The 24,298-nt window shown below is 69.4% G+C and carries 21 protein-coding genes; 15 read left to right on the top strand and 6 right to left on the bottom strand.

The window, feature by feature from the left end:
• The first annotated feature begins 54 nt into the window (after positions 1-54).
• The 4 genes from K4B79_RS10050 to K4B79_RS10035 all read left to right on the top strand — a co-directional run bounded on the left by K4B79_RS10050 (position 55) and on the right by K4B79_RS10035 (position 3,905).
• Positions 55-1,863: a flavin-containing monooxygenase gene (locus tag K4B79_RS10050; RefSeq protein ID WP_232026110.1), complete on the top strand. Its 1,809-nt coding sequence runs from the start codon at positions 55-57 to the stop codon at positions 1,861-1,863.
• Positions 1,864-2,190: 327 nt separating this feature from the next.
• Positions 2,191-2,394 carry a hypothetical protein gene (locus K4B79_RS48570; RefSeq protein WP_374208444.1) on the top strand — a complete coding sequence of 68 codons (204 nt, stop codon included), beginning with the start codon at positions 2,191-2,193 and terminating at the stop codon, positions 2,392-2,394.
• Positions 2,395-2,599: 205 nt separating this feature from the next.
• Complete coding sequence (locus K4B79_RS10040; protein ID WP_232026109.1) at positions 2,600-3,538, top strand: aldo/keto reductase; 939 nt, start codon at positions 2,600-2,602, stop codon at positions 3,536-3,538.
• Between the two features lie 19 nt (positions 3,539-3,557).
• Entirely contained in the window at positions 3,558-3,905 is a 348-nt protein-coding gene (locus K4B79_RS10035) for a MerR family transcriptional regulator (protein WP_232026108.1), read from the top strand.
• A gap of 165 nt (positions 3,906-4,070) precedes the next feature.
• Here the strand turns inward: K4B79_RS10035 and K4B79_RS10030 are convergent, their stop codons facing one another.
• On the bottom strand, positions 4,071-4,895 hold the full coding sequence (locus K4B79_RS10030; protein WP_232026107.1) for a S1 RNA-binding domain-containing protein: 825 nt from the start codon (positions 4,893-4,895) through the stop codon (positions 4,071-4,073).
• 72 nt (positions 4,896-4,967) lie between these two features.
• Entirely contained in the window at positions 4,968-5,738 is a 771-nt protein-coding gene (locus K4B79_RS10025; protein ID WP_232026106.1) for a transposase family protein, read from the bottom strand.
• 365 nt (positions 5,739-6,103) lie between these two features.
• Between K4B79_RS10025 and K4B79_RS10020 the strand changes: the two genes are divergently transcribed.
• Both K4B79_RS10020 and K4B79_RS10015 read left to right on the top strand, forming a co-directional pair.
• Positions 6,104-7,000, top strand: coding sequence for an aminoglycoside phosphotransferase family protein (locus K4B79_RS10020; RefSeq protein ID WP_232026105.1), 897 nt, complete (start codon positions 6,104-6,106; stop codon positions 6,998-7,000).
• 207 nt (positions 7,001-7,207) lie between these two features.
• Entirely contained in the window at positions 7,208-7,720 is a 513-nt protein-coding gene (locus tag K4B79_RS10015; RefSeq protein WP_232026104.1) for a YqeB family protein, read from the top strand.
• A gap of 292 nt (positions 7,721-8,012) precedes the next feature.
• Here K4B79_RS10015 and K4B79_RS10010 read toward each other — a convergent pair whose 3' ends face one another.
• Complete coding sequence (locus K4B79_RS10010; protein ID WP_232026103.1) at positions 8,013-8,789, bottom strand: alpha/beta fold hydrolase; 777 nt, start codon at positions 8,787-8,789, stop codon at positions 8,013-8,015.
• Between the two features lie 439 nt (positions 8,790-9,228).
• Here K4B79_RS10010 and K4B79_RS10005 point away from each other — a divergent pair, with 439 nt between their 5' ends.
• Complete coding sequence (locus tag K4B79_RS10005; protein WP_232026102.1) at positions 9,229-9,981, top strand: aspartyl/asparaginyl beta-hydroxylase domain-containing protein; 753 nt, start codon at positions 9,229-9,231, stop codon at positions 9,979-9,981.
• Between the two features lie 63 nt (positions 9,982-10,044).
• On the opposite strand, the gene K4B79_RS10000 is transcribed toward K4B79_RS10005, so the two are convergent.
• The 3 genes from K4B79_RS10000 to K4B79_RS09990 are packed head-to-tail and all read right to left on the bottom strand — an operon-like array spanning position 10,045 to position 13,180.
• Complete coding sequence (locus K4B79_RS10000) at positions 10,045-10,572, bottom strand: copper chaperone PCu(A)C (RefSeq protein ID WP_232026101.1); 528 nt, start codon at positions 10,570-10,572, stop codon at positions 10,045-10,047.
• Positions 10,569-12,959 (bottom strand): heavy metal translocating P-type ATPase, encoded by a 2,391-nt coding sequence (locus tag K4B79_RS09995; protein WP_232026100.1) that lies wholly within the window; start codon positions 12,957-12,959, stop codon positions 10,569-10,571. Before K4B79_RS09995 ends, K4B79_RS10000 begins: the two co-directional genes overlap by 4 nt.
• Positions 12,956-13,180 carry a hypothetical protein gene (locus K4B79_RS09990; protein ID WP_232026099.1) on the bottom strand — a complete coding sequence of 75 codons (225 nt, stop codon included), beginning with the start codon at positions 13,178-13,180 and terminating at the stop codon, positions 12,956-12,958. Before K4B79_RS09990 ends, K4B79_RS09995 begins: the two co-directional genes overlap by 4 nt.
• Positions 13,181-13,734: 554 nt before the next feature.
• Here K4B79_RS09990 and K4B79_RS09985 point away from each other — a divergent pair.
• The 8 genes from K4B79_RS09985 to K4B79_RS09950 all read left to right on the top strand — a co-directional run bounded on the left by K4B79_RS09985 (position 13,735) and on the right by K4B79_RS09950 (position 24,277).
• The gene (locus K4B79_RS09985; protein WP_232026098.1) at positions 13,735-15,138 is read left to right on the top strand and encodes an MFS transporter; all 1,404 of its coding nucleotides are present in this window, start codon (positions 13,735-13,737) and stop codon (positions 15,136-15,138) included.
• Between the two features lie 107 nt (positions 15,139-15,245).
• Positions 15,246-16,307 carry a beta-ketoacyl-ACP synthase III gene (locus K4B79_RS09980; RefSeq protein ID WP_232026249.1) on the top strand — a complete coding sequence of 354 codons (1,062 nt, stop codon included), beginning with the start codon at positions 15,246-15,248 and terminating at the stop codon, positions 16,305-16,307.
• Positions 16,304-16,540, top strand: a complete 237-nt coding sequence (locus K4B79_RS09975; RefSeq protein WP_232026097.1) for an acyl carrier protein — start codon at positions 16,304-16,306, stop codon at positions 16,538-16,540. The genes K4B79_RS09980 and K4B79_RS09975 overlap by 4 nt, the downstream gene beginning before the upstream one ends.
• 45 nt (positions 16,541-16,585) lie before the next feature.
• Positions 16,586-17,470, top strand: a complete 885-nt coding sequence (gene scoE, locus K4B79_RS09970) for a (3R)-3-[(carboxymethyl)amino]fatty acid oxygenase/decarboxylase (RefSeq protein ID WP_232026096.1) — start codon at positions 16,586-16,588, stop codon at positions 17,468-17,470.
• A gap of 1 nt (position 17,471) precedes the next feature.
• Positions 17,472-18,008, top strand: coding sequence for a (2E)-enoyl-ACP glycyltransferase (gene scoD, locus K4B79_RS09965; protein WP_232026095.1), 537 nt, complete (start codon positions 17,472-17,474; stop codon positions 18,006-18,008).
• Between the two features lie 94 nt (positions 18,009-18,102).
• The gene (locus K4B79_RS09960) at positions 18,103-19,695 is read left to right on the top strand and encodes a long-chain-fatty-acid--CoA ligase (protein ID WP_232026094.1); all 1,593 of its coding nucleotides are present in this window, start codon (positions 18,103-18,105) and stop codon (positions 19,693-19,695) included.
• A 42-nt stretch (positions 19,696-19,737) separates the two neighbouring features.
• The gene (locus K4B79_RS09955; RefSeq protein ID WP_232026093.1) at positions 19,738-19,995 is read left to right on the top strand and encodes a phosphopantetheine-binding protein; all 258 of its coding nucleotides are present in this window, start codon (positions 19,738-19,740) and stop codon (positions 19,993-19,995) included.
• Entirely contained in the window at positions 19,982-24,277 is a 4,296-nt protein-coding gene (locus K4B79_RS09950; protein WP_232026092.1) for a non-ribosomal peptide synthetase, read from the top strand. Before K4B79_RS09955 ends, K4B79_RS09950 begins: the two co-directional genes overlap by 14 nt.
• Positions 24,278-24,298 lie beyond the last annotated feature (21 nt).

Below are 24,298 nucleotides of genomic sequence, written 5' to 3'. Positions count from 1 at the left end.
TTCATGGGCGGAGTGGCCTCGTTGCAGCGAACCGGAAGGAACAAGGTCCCCCACATGGCACATTCACGGACGGTGCCGCCCGAGGCACTCGCGGAGCTGCGAGAGCGTTACCGGACCGAACGGGAGCGACGCGTGCGGCCCGACGGGGTCCGTCAATACGTCCGCGCCGATGCCGAGTTCGGTTACTACGCCGATGACCCTTACGCGGGTGAGCCACCCGAGCGTGAACCGCTGCGGGACAGGGTGGACGTGGCGGTTGTCGGTGGCGGTTTCGGCGGCATCCTCGCCGGGGCACGATTGTGTGAACAGGGCGTGCGACGCGTTCGTGTCATCGAGCAGGGCGGCGACTTCGGCGGTACCTGGTACTGGAACCGGTATCCCGGCATCCACTGCGACGTCGAGTCGCACGTGTACCTGCCACTGCTCGACGAAACGGGATACGTTCCGGAGTGGAAGTACGCTCCCGGCGACGAGATCCGTCGCCACGCGGTGCGGATCGCGGAGAAGTTCGGCCTCTACGCGGACGCCCTGTTCTCCACCTCGGTCACGTCCTTGACCTGGGAAGACTCCTCGGAGAGCTGGATCGTCACGACCGACCGGGACGACAGTTTCCGGGCCACGTACGTGGTCACGGCCACGGGCGTCCTCTCCGAGCTGAAGCTCCCCGGGATTCCCGGTATCGAGGACTTCAAGGGCCACACCTTCCACACCTCACGCTGGGACTACGGCTACACCGGAGGCACACCGGACGGCGGCCTCACCGGCCTCGCGGACAAGCGCGTCGGTGTGGTCGGAACCGGCGCCACCGGTATCCAGGTCGTCCCGAAGCTGGCCGAGGACGCCCGCCACCTCTACGTCTTCCAACGCACCCCCTCCACCGTGGACGTGCGCGCGAACCGCCGCACCACCGCCCAGGACGTCGGTGCCGACCGCCCCGGCTGGGCCCAGGAACGCCGTGACAACTTCCTGCGGATCGTCTCGGGCGAGTCCGTCGACGAGGACCTCGTGGCGGACCGGTGGACCGAGTCGGCCGGCCTCCTGGAGAAGCTCCTGCCGAGCTTCCGGCGCCAGGGCGACAGAGCCGCCTTCGAAGCGGCCTACGAGGTCGCGGACGCCACCAAGATGAACGAGATCCGTGCTCGCGTCGAGCAGATCGTCACCGACCCCGCCACGGCGGACAGGCTCAAACCCTGGTACCGGTACGCGTGCAAGCGCCCGACCTTCTCCGACCTCTACCTTCAGGCGTTCAACCGCGCCAACGTCTCCCTGGTCGACACCGCGGACACGCACGGCATCGAGCGCATGACCGAGCGCGGTGTCGTGGTCGGCGACACCGAGTACGAACTCGACTGCCTGATCTTCGCCACGGGGTTCTCGGTCGGCGTCTCCGGCATCCACTCCGGCAGGCTGCCGGTCCATGGCCGGGGCGGTGCCCTACTGCAGCAGCTGTGGCGGCAGCAGGGACCGCGCACCCTGCACGGCTTCACCAGCAACGGATTCCCGAACCTGATCCAACTGGGCGGGATACAGAGCGCCGGTAGCGTCAACTACACGCATGTGCTGGACGAACACGCCGTTCACGCCGCGGCCCTTGTAGCCGCAGCCGAGGCAAAGGGTGCCCTGGTCGAACCGTCCCGCGAGGCCGAGGACGCGTGGAGGGCCGTCCTGACCGACGGAGCACCCGACCACGAGTGGTTCCACGCCGAGTGCACCCCGGGCTACTACAACGCCGAGGGGCTCGGCCGGCGAAACGGCCCGAGCGCCTACCCTCATGGTGCCTCCGCCTTTCACGAGCTGCTCAAGCGGTGGCGGGAGGAGTCCATCGACGAGGCCCTTCGCGCCAGGAGCGTCGCCCGGGACTGAGCAGCACCCGTCCCGTCTCCCCCACGCCACGGCCGCGCCCGCACCGGCCAGAGGAACAGCCTGTAGGCCAGGCCGCGTCCGGCGCCTCATGGCCGGCACGCGCCATGCCCGTGACGCGGCCCCGCCACTCCCGTGGAGGCTTACCCGCACCGCCCCCACGGGAGGAATACCGGCGAACGGCGACGGACATGTGCGACTGAGGTCTCTCACCCGCGAGAGTCGCCGCTGCTGCAAGCCCCCACCGCACCTGCGTGCCCTGGCCGCTCTGGCGCACCTGCGCAAACACGAGCCCCTCCGGCAGATCGCCGCCGGATTCGGCATCTCAGTGTGGGCGCACACGCCTGCACCACCGCGGTCATCGAGTTCCTGACCGCCCGCACACCCGGCATGTGGTGCACTCTGCGCGGGGCAGACCCCGAACTCGTCCTGATCGACGGCACCGTGGCCGAGCACGACCGCCTCGGCGACGGCCGTGGCGACTACTCGGCCAAACACCGCCGTTATGGCTCCCATGCTCCGTCGGCAACCTGAGCTGGGCTGCACGGCATCACGGTCCGACTGCCCTGCGCACCCTGTGCGCCCTGTGCGGCAGACCGCTCTCCGAATTCGCCGCCGATGGGGACGTCGTCACGCGCGTCTGTCGTGCGGCGCGTCGGGCTCGTGGAGGTCGGGCCCCGGACCGTCCGTCGCAACCGCTCTTGACCTGGAGCGCGCTCCAGATACGAGCATGGGCGGCATGACCACCACCGACCCCCAGATCGTTCTGGGGACAATGGACTTCGGCACCCGCGTCGACCCCGACCGAGCCTTCGCGATCCTCGACGCCTTCGTCGCCGGCGGCGGTGTCTGGCTCGACACCGCGAACTGCTACTCCTTCTGGACCGACCCCAGTGGCGTCGGCGGCGCCAGCGAGCGTGTGATCGGCGCGTGGCTTCGCGCCGACCCCGGCGGGCGCGAAGCACTACGGATCGCGACGAAGGTCCGGCAGAACCCGCTCGTCCCCCACTCCTGGCCGAAGAGCGCCGAAGGGCTTTCCGCCCGTGCCGTCCACGCCGGTGTGGAGGAGAGCCTGGGACGTCTGGGAGTCGATCACATCGATCTGCTGTGGGCCCACGCCGAGGACCGCACCGTACCGCTGGAGGAGACGGTCGGCGCCTTCGGAGAACTCGTCGCAAAGGGGGTGGCTCTGCGGATCGGGGCGGCCAACCATGCCGCCTGGCGTGTCGAGCGCGCCCGGTCACTCGCACGGGAGCAGCGCGTGGAACCGTGGACCGCCCTGCAACTGCGCCACTCACTCCTCCAACCGCGCCCGCTCACCCCACTCCCGGAGGCCGGACACCGCATGCTCGCCGCCGAGGACCTGGACCTCGCGCGGTCGGAGGGGCTCGCCGTGTGGTCGTACAGTTCGCTGCTGTGGGGTTCGTACGTGCGCGCACACAAGCCTCTTCCGCACATATACGATCACCCCGGTACCGCTCAGGTGCTCGCCGTCCTGGACGACATCGCCGCCGAACTCTCGGCCACGAGGAACCAGGTCGTGCTGGCCTGGCTGATGCGGCAGGGGATCGATCCCATCGTCGGCGCGAGCCGGGTGGAGCAGATCGAGGAGGCACTCGCCGCACGCCGTGTGCGGCTCAACGACGACCACATGGCCCGCTTCGACGAAGCGCGGTAGCCGCCGCCGAAGGAACCCCATGACCACCGTCACCCCGTCAACAGCCGCCGACCGTACCGGCGTTTCCATCGACACGCTGCGCTACTACGAGCGCGAAGGGCTCATCGGCCCGATTCGGCGCTCCCCCGGCGGACGGAGGGAGTACACCGAGGAGGACCTGTTCTGGATCGGCCTGGTCACGTGCTTCCGCGAGGCCGGCCTCGGCATCGCAGACCTGCGGGAGTTCGTCGCCCTTCTGCGCGCCGACCACCCTCCGCAGAACCGGGTCGCCTTCCTTCGCGAGCGCCGTGCCGCCCTGGAGCAGCGGGTGGCGGCCCTGCGTCGAGCTATGGACGTTCTCGACGAGAAGATCGCCTACTACAGCTGAGCGCTGGGAGAGCCCCGCACCCTCCCAGATGGCCCATGGTTGCCCATGGCGCCGAACTCCTCGCCGTCTGGAGCCGGCAACGGCACAAGCTTTGCCGCTGTCTCAGGCAGGTCGACACATGGGATCGAGCCTGGACACGCTTGTCGGCACCGAGTGGTCACGCTTCTAGGTTCTGTCGGCTCCACCAGCGGCACTCAGCCGTACCCGGTGAAGCTGCAGGTCGACCTCGGCGACCTCCACCGTGATCAGCTCGCCCTCGTCGACGAGCTCGTCAGGGGTCTCGACGGGCTCGTCGGTCAGCTCTGAGAGGTGAAGGAACCCCACGACGTCGGGAGCAAGTTCCACGAACACACCAAAAGGAATGATCTTGGTGATCGACCCGGTGAGGACCCGGCCGACCTGATCGGCAAACCGAACGAGTGGATCATCCTGCAGAGCCTTCAGCGAGAGCGTCACCTGTCCGGTCCGAGTCTCGGCAATGATCACCTCAGCGGTGATCCGCCGACCTGCTTCAACCGCCTCGGAAGGGTGGTTGATCCAGCCCCATGTCAGGTCCGGCACCCGAATGAAGCCGGTGCGGAAGCCGTCCGGTTCGCCATCGATGTGAACGAAGACCCCGAAGTCGTGAACCTCGGAGACCGTCCCCTCGACGACCTGCCCCTGTTCACACGCGAGGAGGAAGGACCGCAAGGCCGGAATCTCGCATGCCCTGGCGGAGAGGTGAAGCTGACCTTCGCGCCATCGCCCGATCTCTTCGGCGTCTATCTCCTGACCGACCTCGAACAGCTCGGATGGATGGTCCATCCGACGCATCGACGCCTCCTGTCGAGGAATCCGAGCGATCTCGCCCTTCTCGCCTTCGGCATTTGCCAACTCCACCAAGACGTCCGCTCCGTCGAAACCAGTCACCCTCACCGTTCTCACGACCCCCGGCCGGAGCTGGTTGAAGATCAGTGACTGCATGCGGGGGTCAGGGGCTGGATCGGACACGGGGGTGAGCCTAAAGGGTGTTGCACAAGGCTGTGTTCGGGCAGGTCAGGGCCTTTGATCGCGGTCTTCTGGTCATGATGCGAGGGCGAGGTTGTGCATGTGAGCGACGGCCTGGACCGCGTGGTGGAGGCCGTCGCCGCGTTGCCGGCAGTCGCGGAGGATCTTGTAGTTCTTCATCCGGCCGATCACACGCTCGACGCGCGCACGGACCTTGCGGTGGGCGGCGTTGTCGTCCTCCTCGCCCGGCAGCAGGGGCCGGTGAGGGCGTTTGCGGTGCGGGGTGACCATCCCGCAGTCGAGGTAGGCGCCGTCGCCCAGGACGGTCACGCCTTGGCAGTGCTGACTCAGCCCGGAGGCCCGCCAGGCGTGCGCGTCCGCGGTGCTGCCCGGCACCGGGCGGGCCGCGGCAATCACCAGACGGGTGTCGGCATCGACGATGACCTGCACGTTCGCCGAGAACCGGTAGTTGCGTGACGAGGAGCCGACGGTCCGGTCGCGGACCGGGACCAAAGTGCCGTCCACGATCCACAACCTCTGCGCCGCATCGGCCGGACGGGAGACGGGCTCAACCGCCAGCAGCGGACCAAGCCGCTGGATCACCCGGCACACGGTGGAGGACGAGACGCCGAACAGCGGACCCAGCTGCCGCATCGTCAGGTTCGTGCGGTAGTACACGGCAACGATCAGCACCCGCTCAGCCAACGGCAGCGACCACGGCCGGCCCCGCAGCGTGCCGTCACCGCCCCGCTCCCGCACCACCTTCAACAGACCCGAAAACTGCGTCAACCGCAGCCCCGTGAACGTCTCCACCCACACCCGCTCAGCGCGTAAAACCCCAGCCATACAACGGAGATGCCCAGCTCACAGCCTTGTGCAACACCCTTTAGGCGGCGGGGCAGCACGAGTTCAGCGCGCCGCTGGCGGGCGATGATGCTGCCGGCCGGCCTCGACCGGCGGGAACCGTCCGCCTGCGGAAGTCCACGGCCGGGTGATCCGCATGGGAAAGGCCAGGCCCGCTGGGCCATGCGCCGGAAGACGCCGCTGAACGCCTTCGACATCACCTTTGACGGCCGTCAACGATTGAGCCCCCTGGATGGCCGAAAAGTTCAGTTGATCTGGATCCCGGAAGATAATCACTGGCTGTCGTCTCAGTTGGTCTGGTCTGCTTCCGGCGTCTCAAGTCGGACCAGTGGGAGAGCGCGCCAGAGATGACCATGCACGATGACCAAGTGGACGTGACCACCGAGACCGTCGCGGCCTTGATCAAGGAACAGTTCCCTGAGTGGAGCGGCAAAGCGATCCGACTCCTGCCGTCGACCGGGACGGTCAACGCCATCTTCCGCATCGGGGACGACCTCTCGGCGCGCTTCCCCCTGCGTCTGGCCGATGCCACCGAGACGCTGATGTTTCTGGAGCAGGAAGCCCGGGCGAGCGCGGAACTGGCGCAGGTGTCTCGGTTCCCCGCCCCGGAACCCGTCGCTCTGGGAAAGCCTGGAGCGGGCTATCCCATGCCGTGGTCGGTCCAGACGTGGCTGTCGGGAACGGTCGCCTCGGATGCCGACCCGAGTGGGTCGGAGGCCTTCGCCGAGGACCTTGCGGCCTTCATCACCACCCTGCGGGAGGCCGAGACGCAGGGTCGGCTCTTCAGCGGCGAGGGTCGTGGCGGCGTACTCACTCACCACGACGACTGGATGGCGACGTGCTTCCAGGAGAGCCAGGGGATGCTCGACGTGCCCCGGCTGCGCCAGGTGTGGAGCCGCCTTCGGGAGTTGCCACGCACGGGTGCCGACGTGATGAGCCATCGTGACTTGATCCCCGGCAACGTACTGGTCGCGGGAGACCGGCTCAGCGGCGTACTCGACACCGGCGGCTTCGGCCCGGCCGATCCCGCGCTGGATCTGGTCAGTGCCTGGCACCTTCTGCAGCCAGGTCCGCGGGAGGTGCTCCGGCGGACTCTGGGCTGTGACGATCTGGAGTGGGAGCGCGGCAAGGCATGGGCGTTCGAACAGGCGATGGGTGTTGTCTGGTACTACGTCGAGAGCAATCCGGCGATGAGCGCCATGGGACGCCGGACACTCGACCGCATCCTGGAGTCGACGGAGTGATGTCGCCCGGTTGTCGGCCGGTTGTCGGCCGGGACAAGCGGGAGCTCCACGCACCAGCCCCCGGCGTACGAAGGTGCAGAGAACGCTCTTCAGGACAGCCGGTCCTTGTACGCGGCGGATCATCGTCTCGTCCTCATCGACTTTGGTCTCCGTGCAATAGACCATCGGCGGACGCCCGGCGCCCTGGACAGCGACAGACTCGCAGATATGACCTTCCGTCAACGTCCTACTTCCTCCAAGACCGATGCCACCGTGGTCGCCGACTCCCCACTGGCCACCATGCTCGTGTGCACCATCGGTGGGACAGTCATCGGCGGACTCGGTGAACTGGTCTGGGAATGGGTGACCAGCCAATCCTGGGGGCCACGGATAGGCCCCACCAAGCTCCTCACCATCCTTCCCAGCCCCTGGCCCACCATCCTCGCCGCCGCTGTGGGGGCGGCAGCCGGGCTCCTGCTGGGGGTCATCGAGGTCCACAAGTCCCTGTCGGTAACCGTCTCGGCCGAGCGCGTGGTCCTGACCAGTCAGGACGAACAACGGGAGTTCCCGAGCAAGGAAATTGACCAGGTGCTCCTGGCCGACAAACAGCTCATCCTGATCGGCCACAACGGCCAGGAACTCACACGCCAGGCCTGCGATCTCAAGCCACGACGGCTGTACAGCGTCTTCGTCCGACACGGCTACTCGTGGACGGAAGGCACACCCGACAACGCCACCTGATGCAACGGCATCACCCGACGAGCGAATCAGCAGCTCGCCGAGTGGGATGACAACTACCACTTTCCAACGTTTGTGGACCTACACCCGTCCCGAACCGCTGCGCACCAGAGGTCTCGCGCCGCTCGTCCGCGGCGTCGCGCGTCCCTCCAGGGCTGGATCGCTACTCCCGTCGGGCGCAGAGGCCGGAAATCGCTCTGTCCGTAGCGGTACGTGGGTGCATGACCACGCCCGCTTGGCTCCTGCTTACTCAGCCGGACGGTTACGTCGTGGGTTACGGGCCACCGTGGCGCCATTACCGGACATGGTCCGAGAGCGCCGCCGCGGTGGCGCGGGCGAAGCCTTCCGGGTTGTCCAGCATGATGTTGTGTCCGCAGTCCGGGACCGAGACCACGGCCACCCCGGCCTCGGGGAGCACATCGGTGCCCGGGAGCGGGCCGTCGGCCTTGGGCAGCAGGTAGGTGCGGGGGATCTTCAGGTCCAGCAGAAGCTCACGCATGGTGGGGGCCGTGCCGCGGGTGAGATGCACCGCGCTGCGATGCAGGGCTTCCCGGCCTGCCAGACGCATGGTGGACCACCAGTGGGAACCAGCCCGGTCTCGGATCTCCTCCCAGCCGCCTGCCAGGAACTCCTCCTCTGAGTACGCGGCGATGCCGCTGCTGCCCGCTGAGCCGGGTGCGGGCGCGATCGGGTCAAGGTTGGCGTCGACCAGGACCAGGCGGGAGACCAGCTGAGGGTGCCGGGCGGCCAGGACGATGGCCACCGAGCCACCCATGCTGTGCGCGATCAACTCGGCGCCCACGACACCCGCGCCGGTCAGGGCCGCGGCGAGGGCATCGGCGTGGGATTCCAGGGTGTAGTCGAAGCCCGTCGGCCGGTCACTGATGCCGTGCCCGAGCAAGTCGATCAGCAGCGAACGGCGTCCGGCCAGCAGAGGATGAACCGCAACCTCCGCGAAGTAGGCCGGCGACGTGGCGCCCAGACCATGGACGTAGACGCGGGACGGCTCCTGTCCCGGCAGCTCGACCCAGCGGATCTGGCCGCCCTCGGGCGTCACGGCGGCGTTGCGCACAGTCTGCTCTCCCCCACTCCAGATCGACGGAGAGACGAGGGTAGCCACCGAGCCTCGGTTCACCATCACCACCCCAGCACTGGACGTTGCGCGGGCATCAGAAGGATCGAGTGTGGAGCCGGCGGCCCGAGACGGAATCCCCCGGCGCTCTCACCATCGACTTCCAACTCGACCGCTGACACAACAACCGCCAAGCACATCGACCGGCCGACGCACGACTTTCCCTAAAGGGAGTCGGCTCCCGCCGCCCACCAGTTCCCGGCGACAGCCGAAATTCGGAAGCACTGGAAGCACTACCGGCGCACGGCACCACCCATGCCATCTTCCGTGCCCCCATACCGGCCACGCCGTGCCCTTTCCCCGGAGACGGGACGGGTGCGTCCTGGGTAGCCTCCACACGGTATGCAGGGACCGTGAAGCTCGAAATCCTGGAGATTTTATGACCCCGGAGATAGAAGAGGCCTTCGCCGCCATCAGGAGTGAGTACGGACCGGATTCGATCGTCCGGGTCGAGCAGATGCTGGCGGCGGGAAAGGGGGACCGCCATCCGTTGCAGAAGGGGGCCAAGTGGATCTTACCGGGTGTTTCTCAGCAGCCCTGGCACGATCCGTACGGCCACCCCGAGTTGGCACCGGTGGTGCACGCCTTCGAAGCGAACCATGCCACGATCAAGAAGGAGTTGGAGACCGCCTGGGCCGCCCGGCGGAACGCTTTCTCCGATTACGAGCACTACCTCACGCGCCAGTCGGACTGGCAGGCTCTTTATCTCTTCCGCAAGGGCGGCCTGGTGGACGAGTCGGCCGACACGGTGCCGACCGCCTTCCGGGTTCTGAAGGAGGAGGCGGTCGACACCGGGAAGCTGTGCCCCCTGCTGGAGTGCCACTTCTCGACTCTGCTGCCCGGAGCCGCGATCGCTCCCCACTGCGACCTGTGGAACTTCAGCATCAACCTGCACCTGGCGGTCGACATCCCGGAGGACTGCGGCATCACGGTCGCGGGCGAGAGCCGGTCGTGGGAGGAGGGGAAGTGCCTGCTCTTCGACTACTCCTTCGAGCACGAGGCGTGGAACGACGGGACGCGTCCGCGCACATGCCTGCTCGTCGACCTGTGGCACCCCGAGACCACCGTCCCGGAGCGGCAGGCGCTCGTCGCGGCCATGACCGAGATCCGCAAACTGATGGGCGAGGAGTGACAACGAGGAAGTAGCAGCGAGGCAGTGGCAGCGAGGAGGAACACGGCGGCAGCCCCCTCCTCGTCACGACCGCGGAGGAACGGTCACCGCCTCCACCGTCACCTGGCCGGAGTCGCGGAACCACAGGTCGAAGCGGACCTTGTCCTCGAGCTTCAGCTTCGGCGGATCCAGGACCATCACATCGACGCCGTAGGGGGTCATGTTCACGCGGCTTCGGGCCGGGATCGTGAGGCTGTCCATCGGCTCCATACGTCCCGCTCCGTCCTTCGTGACCCGCCGGCCCAGCATGGTGACGCCGAGTTCCGGCGAGGAGACGGACTTCAGCACGTCGCCGGAGGCCCCGGTGTTGGTGATGTCGAAGAAGGCGGCCGTGTTCGCGGAGTTGAGCGGCACGAAGATACGTGCGTTGCTGACGCTGATCCTCGCCGGCGGTTTACCGGCCGCACCCGTGGTCGTGTAGGCCGTCAGCAGCATCAGGACCGTCACGCACGTGACCACGGGTACGAGAGCGGCGCTCAGCGCACCGGAAGTGACACGGCGCCAGGGCGGCCGGGAGCGTTCGGCCGGGTCGGTGGACGGGGCGGAACTCATCGGATCTCCTCCAGGGGCGAGGCGGTGTCGCGGTCCGCCGCGGACGGGGGTGCCTGACCGCTCTTGCCGGCCGAGACGGACGCGGAGGCAGACGCAGACGCCGAGCCGGAGCGGTGGCGATGTCCGGGCGGCGAATAGGCGCGCAGCCGCAGACTGTTGGCGACCACCAGGACGGAACTGGCGGACATCGCCACGGCGGCGAACATCGGGTTGAGCCAACCGGTGGCGGCCAGAGGGACGGTGACGACGTTGTAGCCGAAGGCCCAGGCGAGGTTGGCGCGGATGGTGCTCAGGGTCCGGCGGGTGAGCTGTACGGCCGCGACCACGGCCTGCATGTCCTCGCGTACGAGGGTGATGTCCGCGGCGCCGATCGCCGCGTCGGTGCCGCCGCCCATGGCGATGCCCAGATCGGCGGAGGCCAGCGCGGCGGCGTCGTTGACTCCGTCGCCGATGACGGCCACCCGGCGCCCCTCGTCCCGGAGCTCCGCGACGATGGCGGTCTTGCCCTCCGGGGTGACCTCGGCGTGCACCTCGTCGATGCCGACCTGCTCGGCCACGGCACGGGCGGCGGCCGGTCCGTCGCCGGTCACCAGGATGGGCTCGATGCCCAGCTTGCGCAGGTGTCGTACGGCGGAATGGCTGGAGGGCCGCAGTGTGTCGCCGACCGCGAGAACGCCGACCGGGCGGCCGTCCCTCTCGACGACCACGGCTGTGCGAGCGGAGGCGTGGGCGTCGTCCAGGGCTTGCCGAAGGGTGTCCGGGAGCGGGGTTTCCGGGCGCGGACGGCCTACGACGACCTCGCAGCCGTCGACCCGGCCGTGGACGCCGACTCCCGCAACGGCACGGAAGTCGGCCACCGCCGGCAGGTGTCCGCCGTCCTCGGCCTGGCGGGCCGCAGAGGCGATCGCCCGGCCGATGGGGTGCTCGGAGCCGTACTCGACGGCCCCGGCCAGCCGAAGGACCGCGCCGGCGTCCTCCCCGGCGACCACCGTCGTGTCGGCGAGGGTCATGCGTCCGGTGGTGAGGGTGCCGGTCTTGTCGAAGACCACGGTGTCGATGTGCCGCAGCCGCTCCAGCGCCTCCGGCCCCCGGAGCAGGACGCCGAGTTGGGCGCCGCGGCCGGTGGCGGCCATGAAGGCGGTCGGGGTGGCCAGGCCGAGGGCGCAGGGGCACGCGACGACGAGGACGGCGACCGCCGCGGTCACGGCGGCCGAGGCGTCCGCCCCTGCGCCGTACCAGAACCCCAGAACCGTGCACGCCACGGTCACGATCGCGGGTACGAAGACCCCCGCGACGGCGTCGGCCAGCCGCTGGATGCGCGCCTTGCCCGCCTGTGCGTCGGTCACCAGCTTGGTGATCCGGGCGAGTTGCGTGTCGGCGCCGACCGCCGTGGCCCGGACCACCAGCAGACCACCGGCGTTGACGGCACCGCCCACCACGGACGATTCCGGTCCGACCTCCACCGGCACGCTCTCGCCGGTCACCAGTGACAGGTCCAGGGCGGAGCTGCCGTCGGTGACCACGCCGTCGGTGGCGACCTTCTCACCCGGTCGTACCAGGAACTCCTGGCCGACCCGGAGTGCGGAGACCGGGACCCGCCGCCCCTGGTCGCCCTCGCACAACTCGACGTCCTTGGCGCCGAGTTCGGCGAGCGCGCGCAGCGCCGATCCCGTGCCCTGCTTGGCGCGTTCCTCCAGGTAGCGGCCGGCCAGAACGAACAGCGGCACGCTCACGGCCGCTTCCAGGTACAGGTGCGCGCTCCCGCTCCCGGCCTCGGGCACCAGGCTGAACGGCATGCGCATGCCCGGTTGGCCCGCGCCTCCGAAGTACAGGGCGTACGTGGACCAGGCGAACGCGGCGAGCACGCCGAGGGAGACCAGGGTGTCCATGGTCGCCGTGGCGTGCCGCAGCCCCTTCAGAGCCCGCTCGTGGAACGGCCACGAACTCCAACCCACCACCGGAACGGCCAGGTTGAAGCACACCCACTGCCAGTAGGTGAACTGCAGCGAGGGCACCATGGAGAGCAGGAGCACGGGCAGCGACAGCAGCGCCGTGATCAGCAGCCGGGTCCGGTCGCTGGTGCCCCCGCCGGCCTTCCGCTCCTCGCCTGCGGCGTCCGCGTGCTGCTCCTCGGCGGGCGGCGGCGGAAGCTCGGCGGTGTAACCGGCGCTCTCCACCACGGAGATCAGCTGCTGGGCGGTGACCGACGCGGGGTGGGAGACGCGGGCCCGCCCGGTGGCCAGGTTGACGGTCGCCCTGACGCCATCGACGCGGCCCAGCTTCTTCTCGACCCGGCCCACGCACGCGGCGCACGTCATGCCGCCCACCAGCAGATCGGTGGTCGCGCCCGGCTCGTCGGTCGTCTCGCGGTGGTCGGCGGTGGTCATCGGCTCACCCGCACTTCACGGTCGGCCGGACCGAGGCCGTGCATGCCCGGCATACCCGGCTCCTGCGAGTCCTCGGACGCCGGCACGGTGCTGTGCATGCCCGGGGCCACCGGCCCTGCCATGCGTCCCACGGCATAGGACACCGCCGTCAAGGACACGAGCAGGACGACGAACCCCAGCAAGGCCGGGGGGACGAATAAACCACGCTTCGACTTCTCCATGCGTACATACGGTAGGGGGGTACCTTGTTAAAGGCCCCATCCGGGCGTGTGACAAAAAACTTCACCACCGCCGGGAACCAGACGGCTCCGCCATCCGACTCCCTATGAATAAGGGTTTCTCCACCTTTTAGAAATATCGCACTCCGGATGGTCCGGAACGATATCGAAGTCCGGACCAACGGGATAACGAGGGTGCTGAAATCGGCCATCCATGACGCGCCGAGATTCGTCCGAGAAGGCTGGAACCAGCAGACACCGCCAGCCGACTTGTCGAATAGGGAACCCACCCCTCCGCCATCCGTACACATGTCCGGGACGCTCCTCGGCCACCGAATCCGCATGCCCACCTGGCATTTTCCACGGTCGGTTCCGTAAGCAACCACATGAGACGTTCAACCTTCACTGAAGACGTGAACGAATCTCACAACCGACTCGCAAGCCAGTCCGAAAGTGAGGGGAGAGTGCTTGTGGCGGGCGCCGGAAGTGAGCCACGATTCCGGGGTGAGTCGCCGTCCTGTTTCAGGGGACGGAATCTTAGGGGGAATCGTTCCGCAATGCCTGCAGTGAATTCACCATCCGCTCCGCCGCACCAGCGCCTCGGGTTGCCGCTTCTGGTCCTGGCCGCCGCCCAACTGGTCATCTCGCTCGACTACAACATCGTGTACGTCGCTCTCCCCAGCATCGGCAGTGACCTCGGCTTCTCCGGACAGGACCTGCAGTGGGTGGTCAGCGCCTACGTCGTGACGACGGGCGGATTCCTCCTCCTCGGCGGCCGGGCCACGGATCTGCTGGGCCGGCGCCGGATCTTCGTCGTGGCCGCGTTGCTGTACGCGGTCTCCTCGCTGGTGGGCGGTCTGTCGGAGTCGGCGGGCGTGCTGGTCGCGGTGCGTGCGGTGCAGGGCATCGGCGGTTCACTGCTGTTCCCCGCCGCGCTCTCCCTCATCACCACCCTGTACGACGAGGGCCCCAGCCGTAACCGGGCGCTGGCCGTGTGGGGCGCTGCCGGGGCCGGCGGGCTGTGCTTCGGGTCGCTGTTGGGTGGCGTGCTCGTGGACGCCTTCGGCTGGCCGGCCGTGTTCCTCGTCAACGTCCCGCTGGCCGGGGCCATCGCCCTGGCCGGAACGTTCCTCTTCCCCGCGGACGGTCCCCTGCCCCGGCAGCGGGGCTTCGACCTCCCGGGCGCCCTGACCGCCACCGCGGGCATCACGCTGCTCGTCTTCGCCCTCATCCATGCGCCGGAGGCCGGCTGGAGCAGCCGCAGCGTCCTGATATGCGCGGCCCTGTCGGTGATATCGCTGTCCCTGTTCGTCCTCGTCGAGACCCGCAGCCGCGCCCCGCTGACGCCGGGGCACCTGTTCCGCCACCGCAGTCTGCTGGGCGCCATGGCGCTGACCGCGCTGTTCAGCGCCACCTTCAGCTCGGTGCCCTACTTCCTGACCCTCTACTTCCAGACGGTGCAGGGCTACAGCGCGATGGCCACCGGAGCCGCCTTCCTCGTGCCGGCCGTCGTCGTGGCAGCAGGCACGAAGGTCGGCGAGAGAGCCGTGGCCGCGCTGGGCGTGCGCACCATGCTGCTGGGCGGCATGGCGACCGGCGCCGTCGGCGCCCTGCTCCTCGCCCTCGCCTTCAGTGCCGACGGCTCCTACGCCCGCCTGCTGCCCGGGATCGTGCTGCTCAGCCTGGGACAGGGCGCCACCTGGACGGGCATGTGGATCGCGGCCGCCACCGGCATCCCGGCCCAGGACCAGGGCATCGCGTCGGGCCTGGCCTCCACCACCCTGCAGGTCGGCAGCGCCGTGGGCCTGGCCGTCCTGGTGGCTGTCGCCGGCACCGGCGGCCACGACCTGACGCCCGCCGCCCTCCTGGACGGAATCCGCGGCGCCGCCTACGTGGTCGCGGCCGGAATCTGTCTCGGCGCCGTGGCCCTGCTGCCCTTACGGAAGCGCGCGGACGCCTGAGCACGCCCGCCCTTCCCTCTTCTACGACCATTCCGTACCCGCCCCCACGCATGCCGGGAGACCTAGGAGCCCTTGTGTCCAGCACCCTCGACGACCGACCGCTCAGCATGTCCGGCCCTCCCGTCCCGCCTCACGATCGTGCCGCCGTCCTGTGCGGCCTGGCGGGCCGGCTCCCGCCGCGGGTCGTGACCAACCACGAACTCTCCCGACGGCTCGACACCACCGACGCCTGGATCCGGTCCCGTACCGGAATCGATCGCCGCCACTTCGCCGAACCCGGCCAGGCCACGTCCGACCTGGCGGTGGAGGCAGGCCGGCGGGCCCTGCGGTCCGCGGGCATGGACGACGTGGACGCCGTCGTCGTCGCCACGACGACTCCGGACCGTTCCTGCCCGGCCACCGCCCCGCTCGTGGCCGACCGTCTCGGTCTGACGGGAGCAGCGGCCTTCGACGTCAGCGCCGTGTGCACCGGGTTCGTCTACGGACTGGCCTCGGCCGCCGGGCTCATCGCGGCCGGTGTGGCCGAACGCGTCCTGCTGATCGGCGCGGACACCTACTCCACGATCGTCGACCCGCACGACCGGACCAACGCGATCATCTTCGGCGACGGTGCCGGAGCCGTCGTGCTGCGCGCCGGCCACGCCGACGAACCCGGCGCCGTCGGCCACTTCGACCTCGGCAGCGACGGCGCCGGCGAGGAACTGATCATGGTGGCGGCCGGTGGCTCACGGCAGCGCTCGGCCTCCGGCCCGGTCGCCGCTCAGGACCACTACTTCGCCATGCGCGGCAAGGAGGTCTTCCGGCACGCGGTCACCCGTATGACGGAATCCGCCCGCGCCACGCTCACGCTGGCCGACCACAAGGTCGACGACATCGACCGCATCGTCCCCCACCAGGCCAACCTGCGCATCCTGCGCGCGGTGGCGGAGGACCTCGGACTGCCCCCGGAACGACTGGTGACCAACGTCGAGTCCGTGGGCAACACCGGCGCCGCATCGATCCCGCTCGCCCTGGCCGATGCGGCCGCCCGGCACACCATCCACGCGGGCGAACGCGTGCTGCTCACCGCCTTCGGCGGCGGGCTCACCTGGGGGTCCTGCCTGCTGACATGGCCGGCTCTCGCCCGAACCGATCACCCGCACGACACAGGAGGAACGCAGGAGCCATGAGCACCACCTACGACCAACTGGTCGAGATCGTCACGAAACTGCACGACGCGCCCTCCGACCGGATCAGCCCGGACGTCACCTTCGCCCAGCTGGACGTCGACTCTCTGACGATGGTCGAGATCAGCATGCGCATCGAGCGCGAACTCGGCGTCCACATCGACGACAACGAGCTCCAGGAAGACCTCACCCTCGGCGCGACCACCAAGCTCATCGATTCGAAGCTCGCCCCTTAGCCGCTGCCACCACCGCTGTCACCACCTCTACCGAGAGCAGGGATCATGCAGATCAAGGAAGTCACGGGCAAGGAAATCGGCGCCACGGTCGAAGGGTTCGACCACGCCACCGCCTCCGCCGCGGACATCGACGCCATCAAGACGGCCGTCTACACCAAGAAGATCGTCGTGCTGAAGAACCAGGATCTGGCACCCCGTCAGTTCCTGGAACTCGGCCAGCTGTTCGGCCGCCCCGAGACGTACTACGAGCCGATGTACAAGCACCCCGAGGTCGAGGAGATATTCGTCTCCTCCAACGTGCCCAAGGACGGCAAGCAGATCGGCGTGCCGAAGACCGGGAAGTTCTGGCACGCCGACTACCAGTTCATGCCGGACCCCTTCGGCCTGACGTTCATCTACCCGCAGGTCGTCCCCGAGAAGAACCGGGGGACCTACTTCATCGACATGGGCAAGGCGTACGAGCAGCTCCCCGGGGACCTGAAGAAGGAAGTGGACGGCACCTTCTCCCGGCACTCGGTGCGCAAGTACTTCAAGATCCGGCCCTCTGACGTCTACCGGCCGATCTCGGAGATCATCGAGGAGGTCGACACCAAGACACCGCCGGTGGTCCAGCCCAGCACCTTCACCCACCCCATGACCGGCGAAACGATCCTCTACATCAGCGAGGGCTTCACCATCGGCATGGAGGACGGGGACGGCAAACCGCTGGAGAGCGACCTGCTCCAGCGCCTCTTCGAGGCGACCGGCCAGCTCGACGACACCTTCGCCCACCCCAACATCCACCTGCAGACCTTCGAGAAGGGCGACCTTCTGGTCTGGGACAACCGCAGCCTGATCCACCGCGCCCGGCACACCACCACCCCGGAGCCGACCGTCTCCTTCCGCGTGACCGTGCACGACGCGCGCAAGCTCTACGACGAGGCCGCGTGAGATGCGTCCGTCCGTACAGCACACACCGCCGGCGCAGGACTACGCCAACGACGACGACCTGCTCCCCCAGGTCCTGCGGCCGTACAAGGCGCACTGCAAGTACCTGCGGTCCGCCGCGGTGAGCACCCGCTCCAGCCTCGTGTCCGCGCGCTGCGAACTGGCCATCCCGGAGTCCTGCTACATCGACGACACGGGCCATCTCAACGCCGTCGAGGTCAACATCAGCTACAACCAGATGATGTACTACACCGTCGCCAAGGCGGTGAAAGAGGGGCTGTTGGAGGAGTTCGCCGGCTGGACGCTGGACGACTACTGGCGCCATCAGCTGCCGGACATCCTGATCGCCCGCTTCAGCGGCAGTTTCCGGCGCCCCATCAACGCGCGTTCCTTCTCCGGAGAGATCGAGTTCCTCTCGGTGGAGCGGCGCTCCCCCGGTGGCGAACCGCTGCTCGTCGCCGAGACCGCCTACCGGTACTGGGACGACGCCGGCGGGCGCTGCGACGGCACCGTGAAGCTCGCCTTCGTCAACGCCCCGTAGACACCCGGCAACCGCACCTCGGCGTGCCGCCGTCGCACCCGGCGGCGGCACGCCCTCCGGCCGACACAGAGCAGAACGAGAGGCAGACCCGCCCATGGCCGAACCGTCCGCGCCCGGGACACCCGGCGAAAGGCTGCACCACCCACAGCTCAAGACCCTCGTCGACACAGCCCGCTTCCACGCCGCGCACAGCCCGCAGGTCACCGCGGTCACCTGCGAGGACCGCGACCTCACGTACGCCCGACTGCACGGCGAGAGCAACCGCATCGCCCATGCCCTGGGCGCCGCCGGGGCCGGTCCCGGCGCCCGCGTCGCCTACCTGGGCAAGGAATCCGAGCACTACTACGAGATCCTGTTCGGCTGCGCCAAGAGCGAGACCGTTCTGGTGCCCATCAACTGGCGGCTGACCGCGCCCGAGGTCAGCCACATCCTCCAGGACTCCGGCAGCGAACTGCTCTTCCTGGAGGACGAGTTCGCGCCCGTCCTGGACCGGCTGCCGACCGCCCCGCCGAAGACGGTCGTCCGGCTGGGCACCGACGACGGCTTCGACGCCTGGAAGGCGGAGCACCCGGACACCGAGCCCGCCTCCTCCCCCACCCCCGACACACCGGTCGCGCAGCTCTACACCAGCGGAACCACCGGCCTGCCCAAGGGAGTCGTCCTCGCCCACCGGAGCTTCTTCGCCATCCGTGACGCCCTGGCCGGCGAGCGACTCGACTGGATCGACTGGCGAACCGGCGACGTCGCCCTGGTCGGCATCCCCGGCTTCCACGTCGGCGGCCTGTGGTGGGCCACCCAGAACTTCAACGCCGGTGTCACCGTGGCCGCGATGCGCGCCTTCGCACCCCGGGACGCGATCGACCTCATCCGCGACCGCGGCATCACCACCGCCTGCGTGGTCCCCGCCATGCTGCGCATGATGCTGGCCGAACCCGGCGTGAAGCCGGACGACTTCACCACCCTCCGCAAGATCGTCTACGGCGGCTCGCCGATCTCCGAGACCCTCCTCGAAGAGAGCCTGGCCATGTTCGGCAGCGAGTTCGCCCAGATCTACGGCCTGACCGAAACCGGTAACACCGCCGTATGCCTGCCGCCCGCCGACCACATTCCCGGCCACCCCCGGATGAAGGCCGCGGGACACCCGTACCCGGGAGTCGGCAGCAAGGTCATCGACGGGGACGGCAAGGAACTGCCCACGGGCGCCATCGGCGAGATCTGCCTGGCCACGCCGGCCCACATGGTCGAGTACTGGGCTCTGCCCGACAAGACCGCCGAGACCCTCGTCGACGGCTGGATCCACACCGGCGACGCCGGATACATCGACGAGGACGGCTACATCTTCATCCAGGACCGCATCAAGGACGCGATCCTCGTCGCGGGCGAGAACGTCTACCCCGCCGAGATCGAGAACGTCCTGGAGCGTCACCCCGGCGTGGCCGAGGCAGTGATCGTGGGCGCCCCCGACGAGCGGTGGGGCGAGAAGGTCCACGCCTTCGTCGTACCCGTGGCCGGGCAGGAGCCCTCCCCGCGGGACCTGCACCGCTTCCTCGTCGACCGACTGGCCGCCTTCAAGCTGCCCGCGGCCTACGAGTTCATCGACCATGTTCCGCGCAATCCGAGCGGCAAGATCCTCCGCCGTGAACTGCGCGACCGCTTCTGGAGCGCCGCCGACCGCAAGGTCAACTGACCGGCCCCCGCGCACCCCGTGCAGCTACCAAGAGAGAACACCATGCCTGAGCCCCTGACGCTGGACGCCTTCCGCGCCGATCTGGCGGAGTTCCTGCACCAGCAACCGGACGAAGTCGACCTGGACGAAAACCCCCTGGACGCGGGCCTGGACTCGCTGCGCATCACCACCCTCGCCGAGCGATGGCGGACCGCCGGCGCGGAGGTGAGCTTCGTCGAGCTCGCCGAGCGCACCTCCTTCGGCTCGTGGTGGCAGCTGCTGTCCGAACGCCAGGCGGGAGCGGCTCATGCCGACGCCTGAGAACCACGCCGAGCGCCGGCCGCTCCTCGCCGCCCAGGAGGGCATCTGGACCGGCCACCAGCTCGATCCGGACAGCCCCGCCTACAACACCGCCGAATACGTGCACATCCACGGCCCGGTGGACCCCAACGTCTTCGACAAGGCCCTGCGCCACGCCGTGGCGGAGGCCGAGGCCCTGAACGTCCGCTTCGTCACCGACGAGACGGGCCGGCCCTGGCAGGTGAGCGTCCCCGGCATCGAGTGGGAACCGCACATCGCCGACCTGACCGACACAGCGGACCCGCACCAGGCCGCCCTGGCGTGGATGACCCAGGACATCGCCCGCCCCCTCGACCTGGAACGCGACCCGGTCTTCGGCCATGCCCTGCTGCGTACGGCCCCCGACGAGTTCCTCTGGTATCACCGCGTCCACCACATCGCACTCGACGGCTTCGGCCTGTCCCTGGTCGCACGCCGCGTGGCAGAGGTGTACACGGCCCTGATGGAGGACGCCCCGCTTGGCGAGAGCGGCTTCGGCACCCTGGAGTCGGTCCGGCAGGAGGAGGCCGCCTACCGCGCCTCGGAGCGTTTCACCAAGAACCGCGCCTACTGGACGCAGCGTTTCGCGGACCGGACCGCGGTGCCCAGCCTCACCACCGAACAGGCGCTCCCCGCCCGCACCTTCCTGCGCCGCGTCGTCGACCTGGATCCCGCCGAGTCCCAGCGGCTGCGCGCCGTCGCCGACGAGTTGTCGGTGACGTGGTCCGATCTCCTGCTCGCCGTCACCGCCGCCTACATCCACCAGGTCAGCGCGGCCCCCGAGGTCGTGCTGAGCCTGCCGGCCATGGGCCGCCTCGGCTCGGTGTCCCTGCGCGTGCCCTGCATGGTGCGCAACATCCTGCCCCTGCGCGTCGCGGTGGACGAGCAGGACAGCCTGCGGGACCTGGCCACCAAGGTGGCACAGGAGCTCCGCGCCGGCCGACCGCACCAGAGGTACCGCTACGAACAGCTGCGGCGGGACCTGAAGTTGGTCGGCGGCAAGCGACGGCTGTCCGGGCCGGGCGTGAACATCATGCCCTTCGAGTACGACCTGCGGTTCGCCGGCCACCGCAGCACGGTCCACAACGTCTCCGCGGGCCCCGTCGACGACCTCGCGGTCAACGTGTACGACCGCGCCGAGGGCGCCGGCCTGCGCATCGCCGTCGACGCCAACCCCGACCTCTACGACGCGGCAGACCTGGCCACACACCAGCAGGCACTGCTGACTCTGCTGCGCGAAGCGCTCGCCGCACCGGACCGCGCGATCGGCCGACGCCCGTGCACCGTCCTGGACGGCGGGCCCTTGCCCGGCCCGGTCCGGCCGGTACTGAGCCTCATCGCCGACCATGCCGCCCGCTCCGGAGGCGCTCCCGCCGTCGAGCACGAAGGACGGAGCATCACCTACGCGGAGCTGTTCGGCTCAGCGCGACAGCTCGCGCGACGCCTCGCCGCCCGGGATGTCGGCCCCGGCGCGGTCGTGGCCGTCGCCCTGCCGCGCGGCATCGACGCCGTCACCGCCATCCTCGCCGTCCTGCTCTCGGGCGCCGCGTACTGCCCGCTCGACCCCGACGCCCCGGAAACGCGGACGCGCGCGCTCCTGGACAGCGCGCGACCCTCGCTCATCCTCACCCACAGCGCGCACACCGCTCGCTTCGCGGACCGGCCCGTCCTCGCGCTGGACGCCCTCGGCGATCACGCCGAGGCACCCGTCGCCCCGGCCGGACCGGCGGACGAGCCGGCCTACCTCATCCACACCTCGGGCTCCACCGGCCGGCCCAAGGGTGTGGAGATCAGCCACGGTGCGCTGGCCACGTTCGTCGCGGGCGCCGCACACCGCTACGGCCTGCGCCGCGAGGACCGCGTCCTGCAGTTCGCGCCCCTGCACTTCGACGCCAGCGTCGAGGAGGTCTTCCTCACCCTGTGCACGGGCGCCACCCTCGTCATCCGCACCCGCGGGATGACCGAGTCGGTGCCCCAGTTCCTGCGCGCGGTCGACCAGCTGCGGATCAGCGTCCTGGACCTGCCCACGGCCTACTGGCACGAACTGGCCTACACCGTCTCCACCGGCAACACCCCCCTGCCCGACGGGGTGCGCACCGTCATCATCGGCGGAGAGGCCGCCCTGCCCGAACGCGTCGACCGCTGGCGCAACACGGTCGGCACATCGGTACAGCTGTTCAACACCTACGGCCCGACCGAGGCGACGGTGGTGGCCACGGTCGCCGCACTCCACGAAGGGCCCGCTGACCCGGGCGACGTGCCGATCGGAGTCCCGCTGCCCGGCATGCGCGCAGCCGTCGTCGGCGGCGAGCTCCACCTCGTCGGCGACGCGCTGGCGCTGGGCTACCGCGGCGCGGACGCGCCGGACGACGCCCGGTTCGCACCGCTTCCCCAGCTACCGGGCAGTCCGAGGGCCTTCCGCACCGGCGATCTGGTGCGCCTGGGCGAGGACGGACAACTGAGGTTCCTGGGACGGGCGGACGACGAGTTCAAGATCAGTGGACATCGTGTCCATCCCTCGGAGGTCGAGGCCGCCCTCCTCGCCCAGCCGCACGTCCGCGAAGCCGCCGTCGTCGGCCAGGTGCTCGCGGACGGGACGCGGCGGTTGGCCGCCCACGTCGTCGCGGAGGATCCCCGGCCCACCGCGGCGGAGGTGCGCGAGGGGCTGCGGAAGGTCCTGCCGGCGGCGATGGTCCCGTCGGCCGTGGCATTCACCGACCGGCTGCCCCGCACGAGCACGGGGAAGATCGACAGGAAAGCCCTCAGCACGGTCGTGGAAGAGCAGGCTGCCCCGGCCGAGGAAGCGGGCGGCCTGGAGGCGACCATCATCCGTATCTGGGCCCAGATCCTGGGCGTCGAGCACATGACCCCCGAGGACGACTTCTTCGACCTCGGTGCCCAGTCGCTCCAGGCGATCCAGGTCGCCAACCGGCTCGGCGTCGAGCTGGAGCGGGAGGTCCGCGTCGCCTGGCTCTTCGAGCATCCGACCGCCGCCGACCTCGCACACCGCCTGGAGCACCGCGAGGACGCACCGGCCGCCGCGGCCGCCCTGTTGGAGACGGTCCTGGCCGACACCGTCCTCGACGACGACATCCGGCCCCGCGGCTCGCACCGTACGACCGGCACACCACGCACCATCCTGCTCACCGGTGCCACCGGGTTCGTCGGCCCCCATCTGCTGGTCGAACTGCTGGGTGCCACCGACGCCGAAATCGTCTGCCCGGTCCGGGCCGCGACCCCCGCCGAGGCCGCCGACCGCATCCGTCAGGCCCTGAGTGCTCAGGAGATCCCGCTTCCGGCGGGCGCCGAACGGATCATCGCCGTCCCCGCCGACCTCGCCCGCCCGGACCTGGGCCTCGGTGCCGGCCGGTTCGACGAACTGGCCCGAACCTGCGACGCCATAATCCACAACGCGGCGACGGTCAGCATCATGCGCGACTACGGCAGCCTGCGCGCCGCCAACACCGAGTCCACCCGTCAGCTGCTGCGCATGGCCTGCGCACGCTCGATCCCGGTCCACCTGGTGTCGACCCTGTCCGTCGCCCCGCCCCGCAGCCAGAGCCCGGACGTGCCCGAGACGTTCTTCCCGCCGCATCCGGGGCTGGTCAGCGGCTACCAGCAGTCCAAGTGGGCCTCCGAACGCCTCCTGGAACAGGCCGCCGAACGCGGTCTCCCCGTCACCCTGCACCGCCTGGGCCGCGTGACGGGAGCACCGGACACCGGCCAGGTCAACCGCCGGGACTTCCTGTGGAGCGTCCTGGCCTCCGGTATCCCCGCCGGCATCGTGCCCGACCTGTTCGAGGCCGAGGTGTGGACCCCGGCGGACTACGTCGCCCGCGCCGTCGTACGGCTGTCCCTGACCGCGCCACCCGGCACGGTCTTCAACCACGCTCCCGCCGCCCCCGTACGACTGGCCGACGTGTACGACTGGGTGCAGGAGTACGGATACGCCGTCCGTCGCCTCCCTCTGACGCGGTGGCAGAAGGAACTGCCCCGCTCCGCCGACGTGGCGGCGACCACCGGAGCGTTCTTCGACACCCTCACCACCGACGACGACGCCGAGCCGGAACTCGCGCTGGGCCGCGTCCGCGCGGACAACGTGCTGCGCGGACTCGAGGGCACCGGCATCACCTGCCCGCGGGTCGATCGAGCACTGGTGTTCCGATATCTGGACCACTGCGTGAAAAACGGGATCCTGCCGGCCCCGGAAGACGGAAGGAGTGACCTCCTGGGAACTCAGGCCCGCACCGCACCGACTACTTGAGCGGAGTCCTTCCCGTCCCTA

The sequence above is a fragment of the Streptomyces lincolnensis genome, from assembly GCF_021173675.1.
GTDB classification, from domain to species: Bacteria; Actinomycetota; Actinomycetes; order Streptomycetales; family Streptomycetaceae; genus Streptomyces; species Streptomyces lincolnensis_B.
The sequence above is the reverse complement of the archived record's forward strand: the minus strand, read 5'-3'. Positions and strand labels throughout refer to the sequence as shown.

Bases quoted from the DNA above. Each gene is read 5' to 3' on its own strand.
- K4B79_RS10050 (WP_232026110.1), top strand. From the start codon at position 55: ATGGCACATTCACGGACGGTGCCGCCCGAGGCACTCGCGGAGCTGCGA.
- K4B79_RS10040 (WP_232026109.1), top strand. From the start codon at position 2,600: ATGACCACCACCGACCCCCAGATCGTTCTGGGGACAATGGACTTCGGC.
- K4B79_RS10035 (WP_232026108.1), top strand. From the start codon at position 3,558: ATGACCACCGTCACCCCGTCAACAGCCGCCGACCGTACCGGCGTTTCC.
- K4B79_RS10025 (WP_232026106.1), bottom strand. From the start codon at position 5,738: ATGGCTGGGGTTTTACGCGCTGAGCGGGTGTGGGTGGAGACGTTCACG.
- K4B79_RS10020 (WP_232026105.1), top strand. From the start codon at position 6,104: ATGACCATGCACGATGACCAAGTGGACGTGACCACCGAGACCGTCGCG.
- K4B79_RS10015 (WP_232026104.1), top strand. From the start codon at position 7,208: ATGACCTTCCGTCAACGTCCTACTTCCTCCAAGACCGATGCCACCGTG.
- K4B79_RS10005 (WP_232026102.1), top strand. From the start codon at position 9,229: ATGACCCCGGAGATAGAAGAGGCCTTCGCCGCCATCAGGAGTGAGTAC.
- K4B79_RS10000 (WP_232026101.1), bottom strand. From the start codon at position 10,572: ATGAGTTCCGCCCCGTCCACCGACCCGGCCGAACGCTCCCGGCCGCCC.
- K4B79_RS09995 (WP_232026100.1), bottom strand. From the start codon at position 12,959: ATGACCACCGCCGACCACCGCGAGACGACCGACGAGCCGGGCGCGACC.
- K4B79_RS09990 (WP_232026099.1), bottom strand. From the start codon at position 13,180: ATGGAGAAGTCGAAGCGTGGTTTATTCGTCCCCCCGGCCTTGCTGGGG.
- K4B79_RS09985 (WP_232026098.1), top strand. From the start codon at position 13,735: ATGCCTGCAGTGAATTCACCATCCGCTCCGCCGCACCAGCGCCTCGGG.
- K4B79_RS09980 (WP_232026249.1), top strand. From the start codon at position 15,246: ATGTCCGGCCCTCCCGTCCCGCCTCACGATCGTGCCGCCGTCCTGTGC.
- K4B79_RS09975 (WP_232026097.1), top strand. From the start codon at position 16,304: ATGAGCACCACCTACGACCAACTGGTCGAGATCGTCACGAAACTGCAC.
- scoE (WP_232026096.1), top strand. From the start codon at position 16,586: ATGCAGATCAAGGAAGTCACGGGCAAGGAAATCGGCGCCACGGTCGAA.
- scoD (WP_232026095.1), top strand. From the start codon at position 17,472: ATGCGTCCGTCCGTACAGCACACACCGCCGGCGCAGGACTACGCCAAC.
- K4B79_RS09960 (WP_232026094.1), top strand. From the start codon at position 18,103: ATGGCCGAACCGTCCGCGCCCGGGACACCCGGCGAAAGGCTGCACCAC.
- K4B79_RS09955 (WP_232026093.1), top strand. From the start codon at position 19,738: ATGCCTGAGCCCCTGACGCTGGACGCCTTCCGCGCCGATCTGGCGGAG.
- K4B79_RS09950 (WP_232026092.1), top strand. From the start codon at position 19,982: ATGCCGACGCCTGAGAACCACGCCGAGCGCCGGCCGCTCCTCGCCGCC.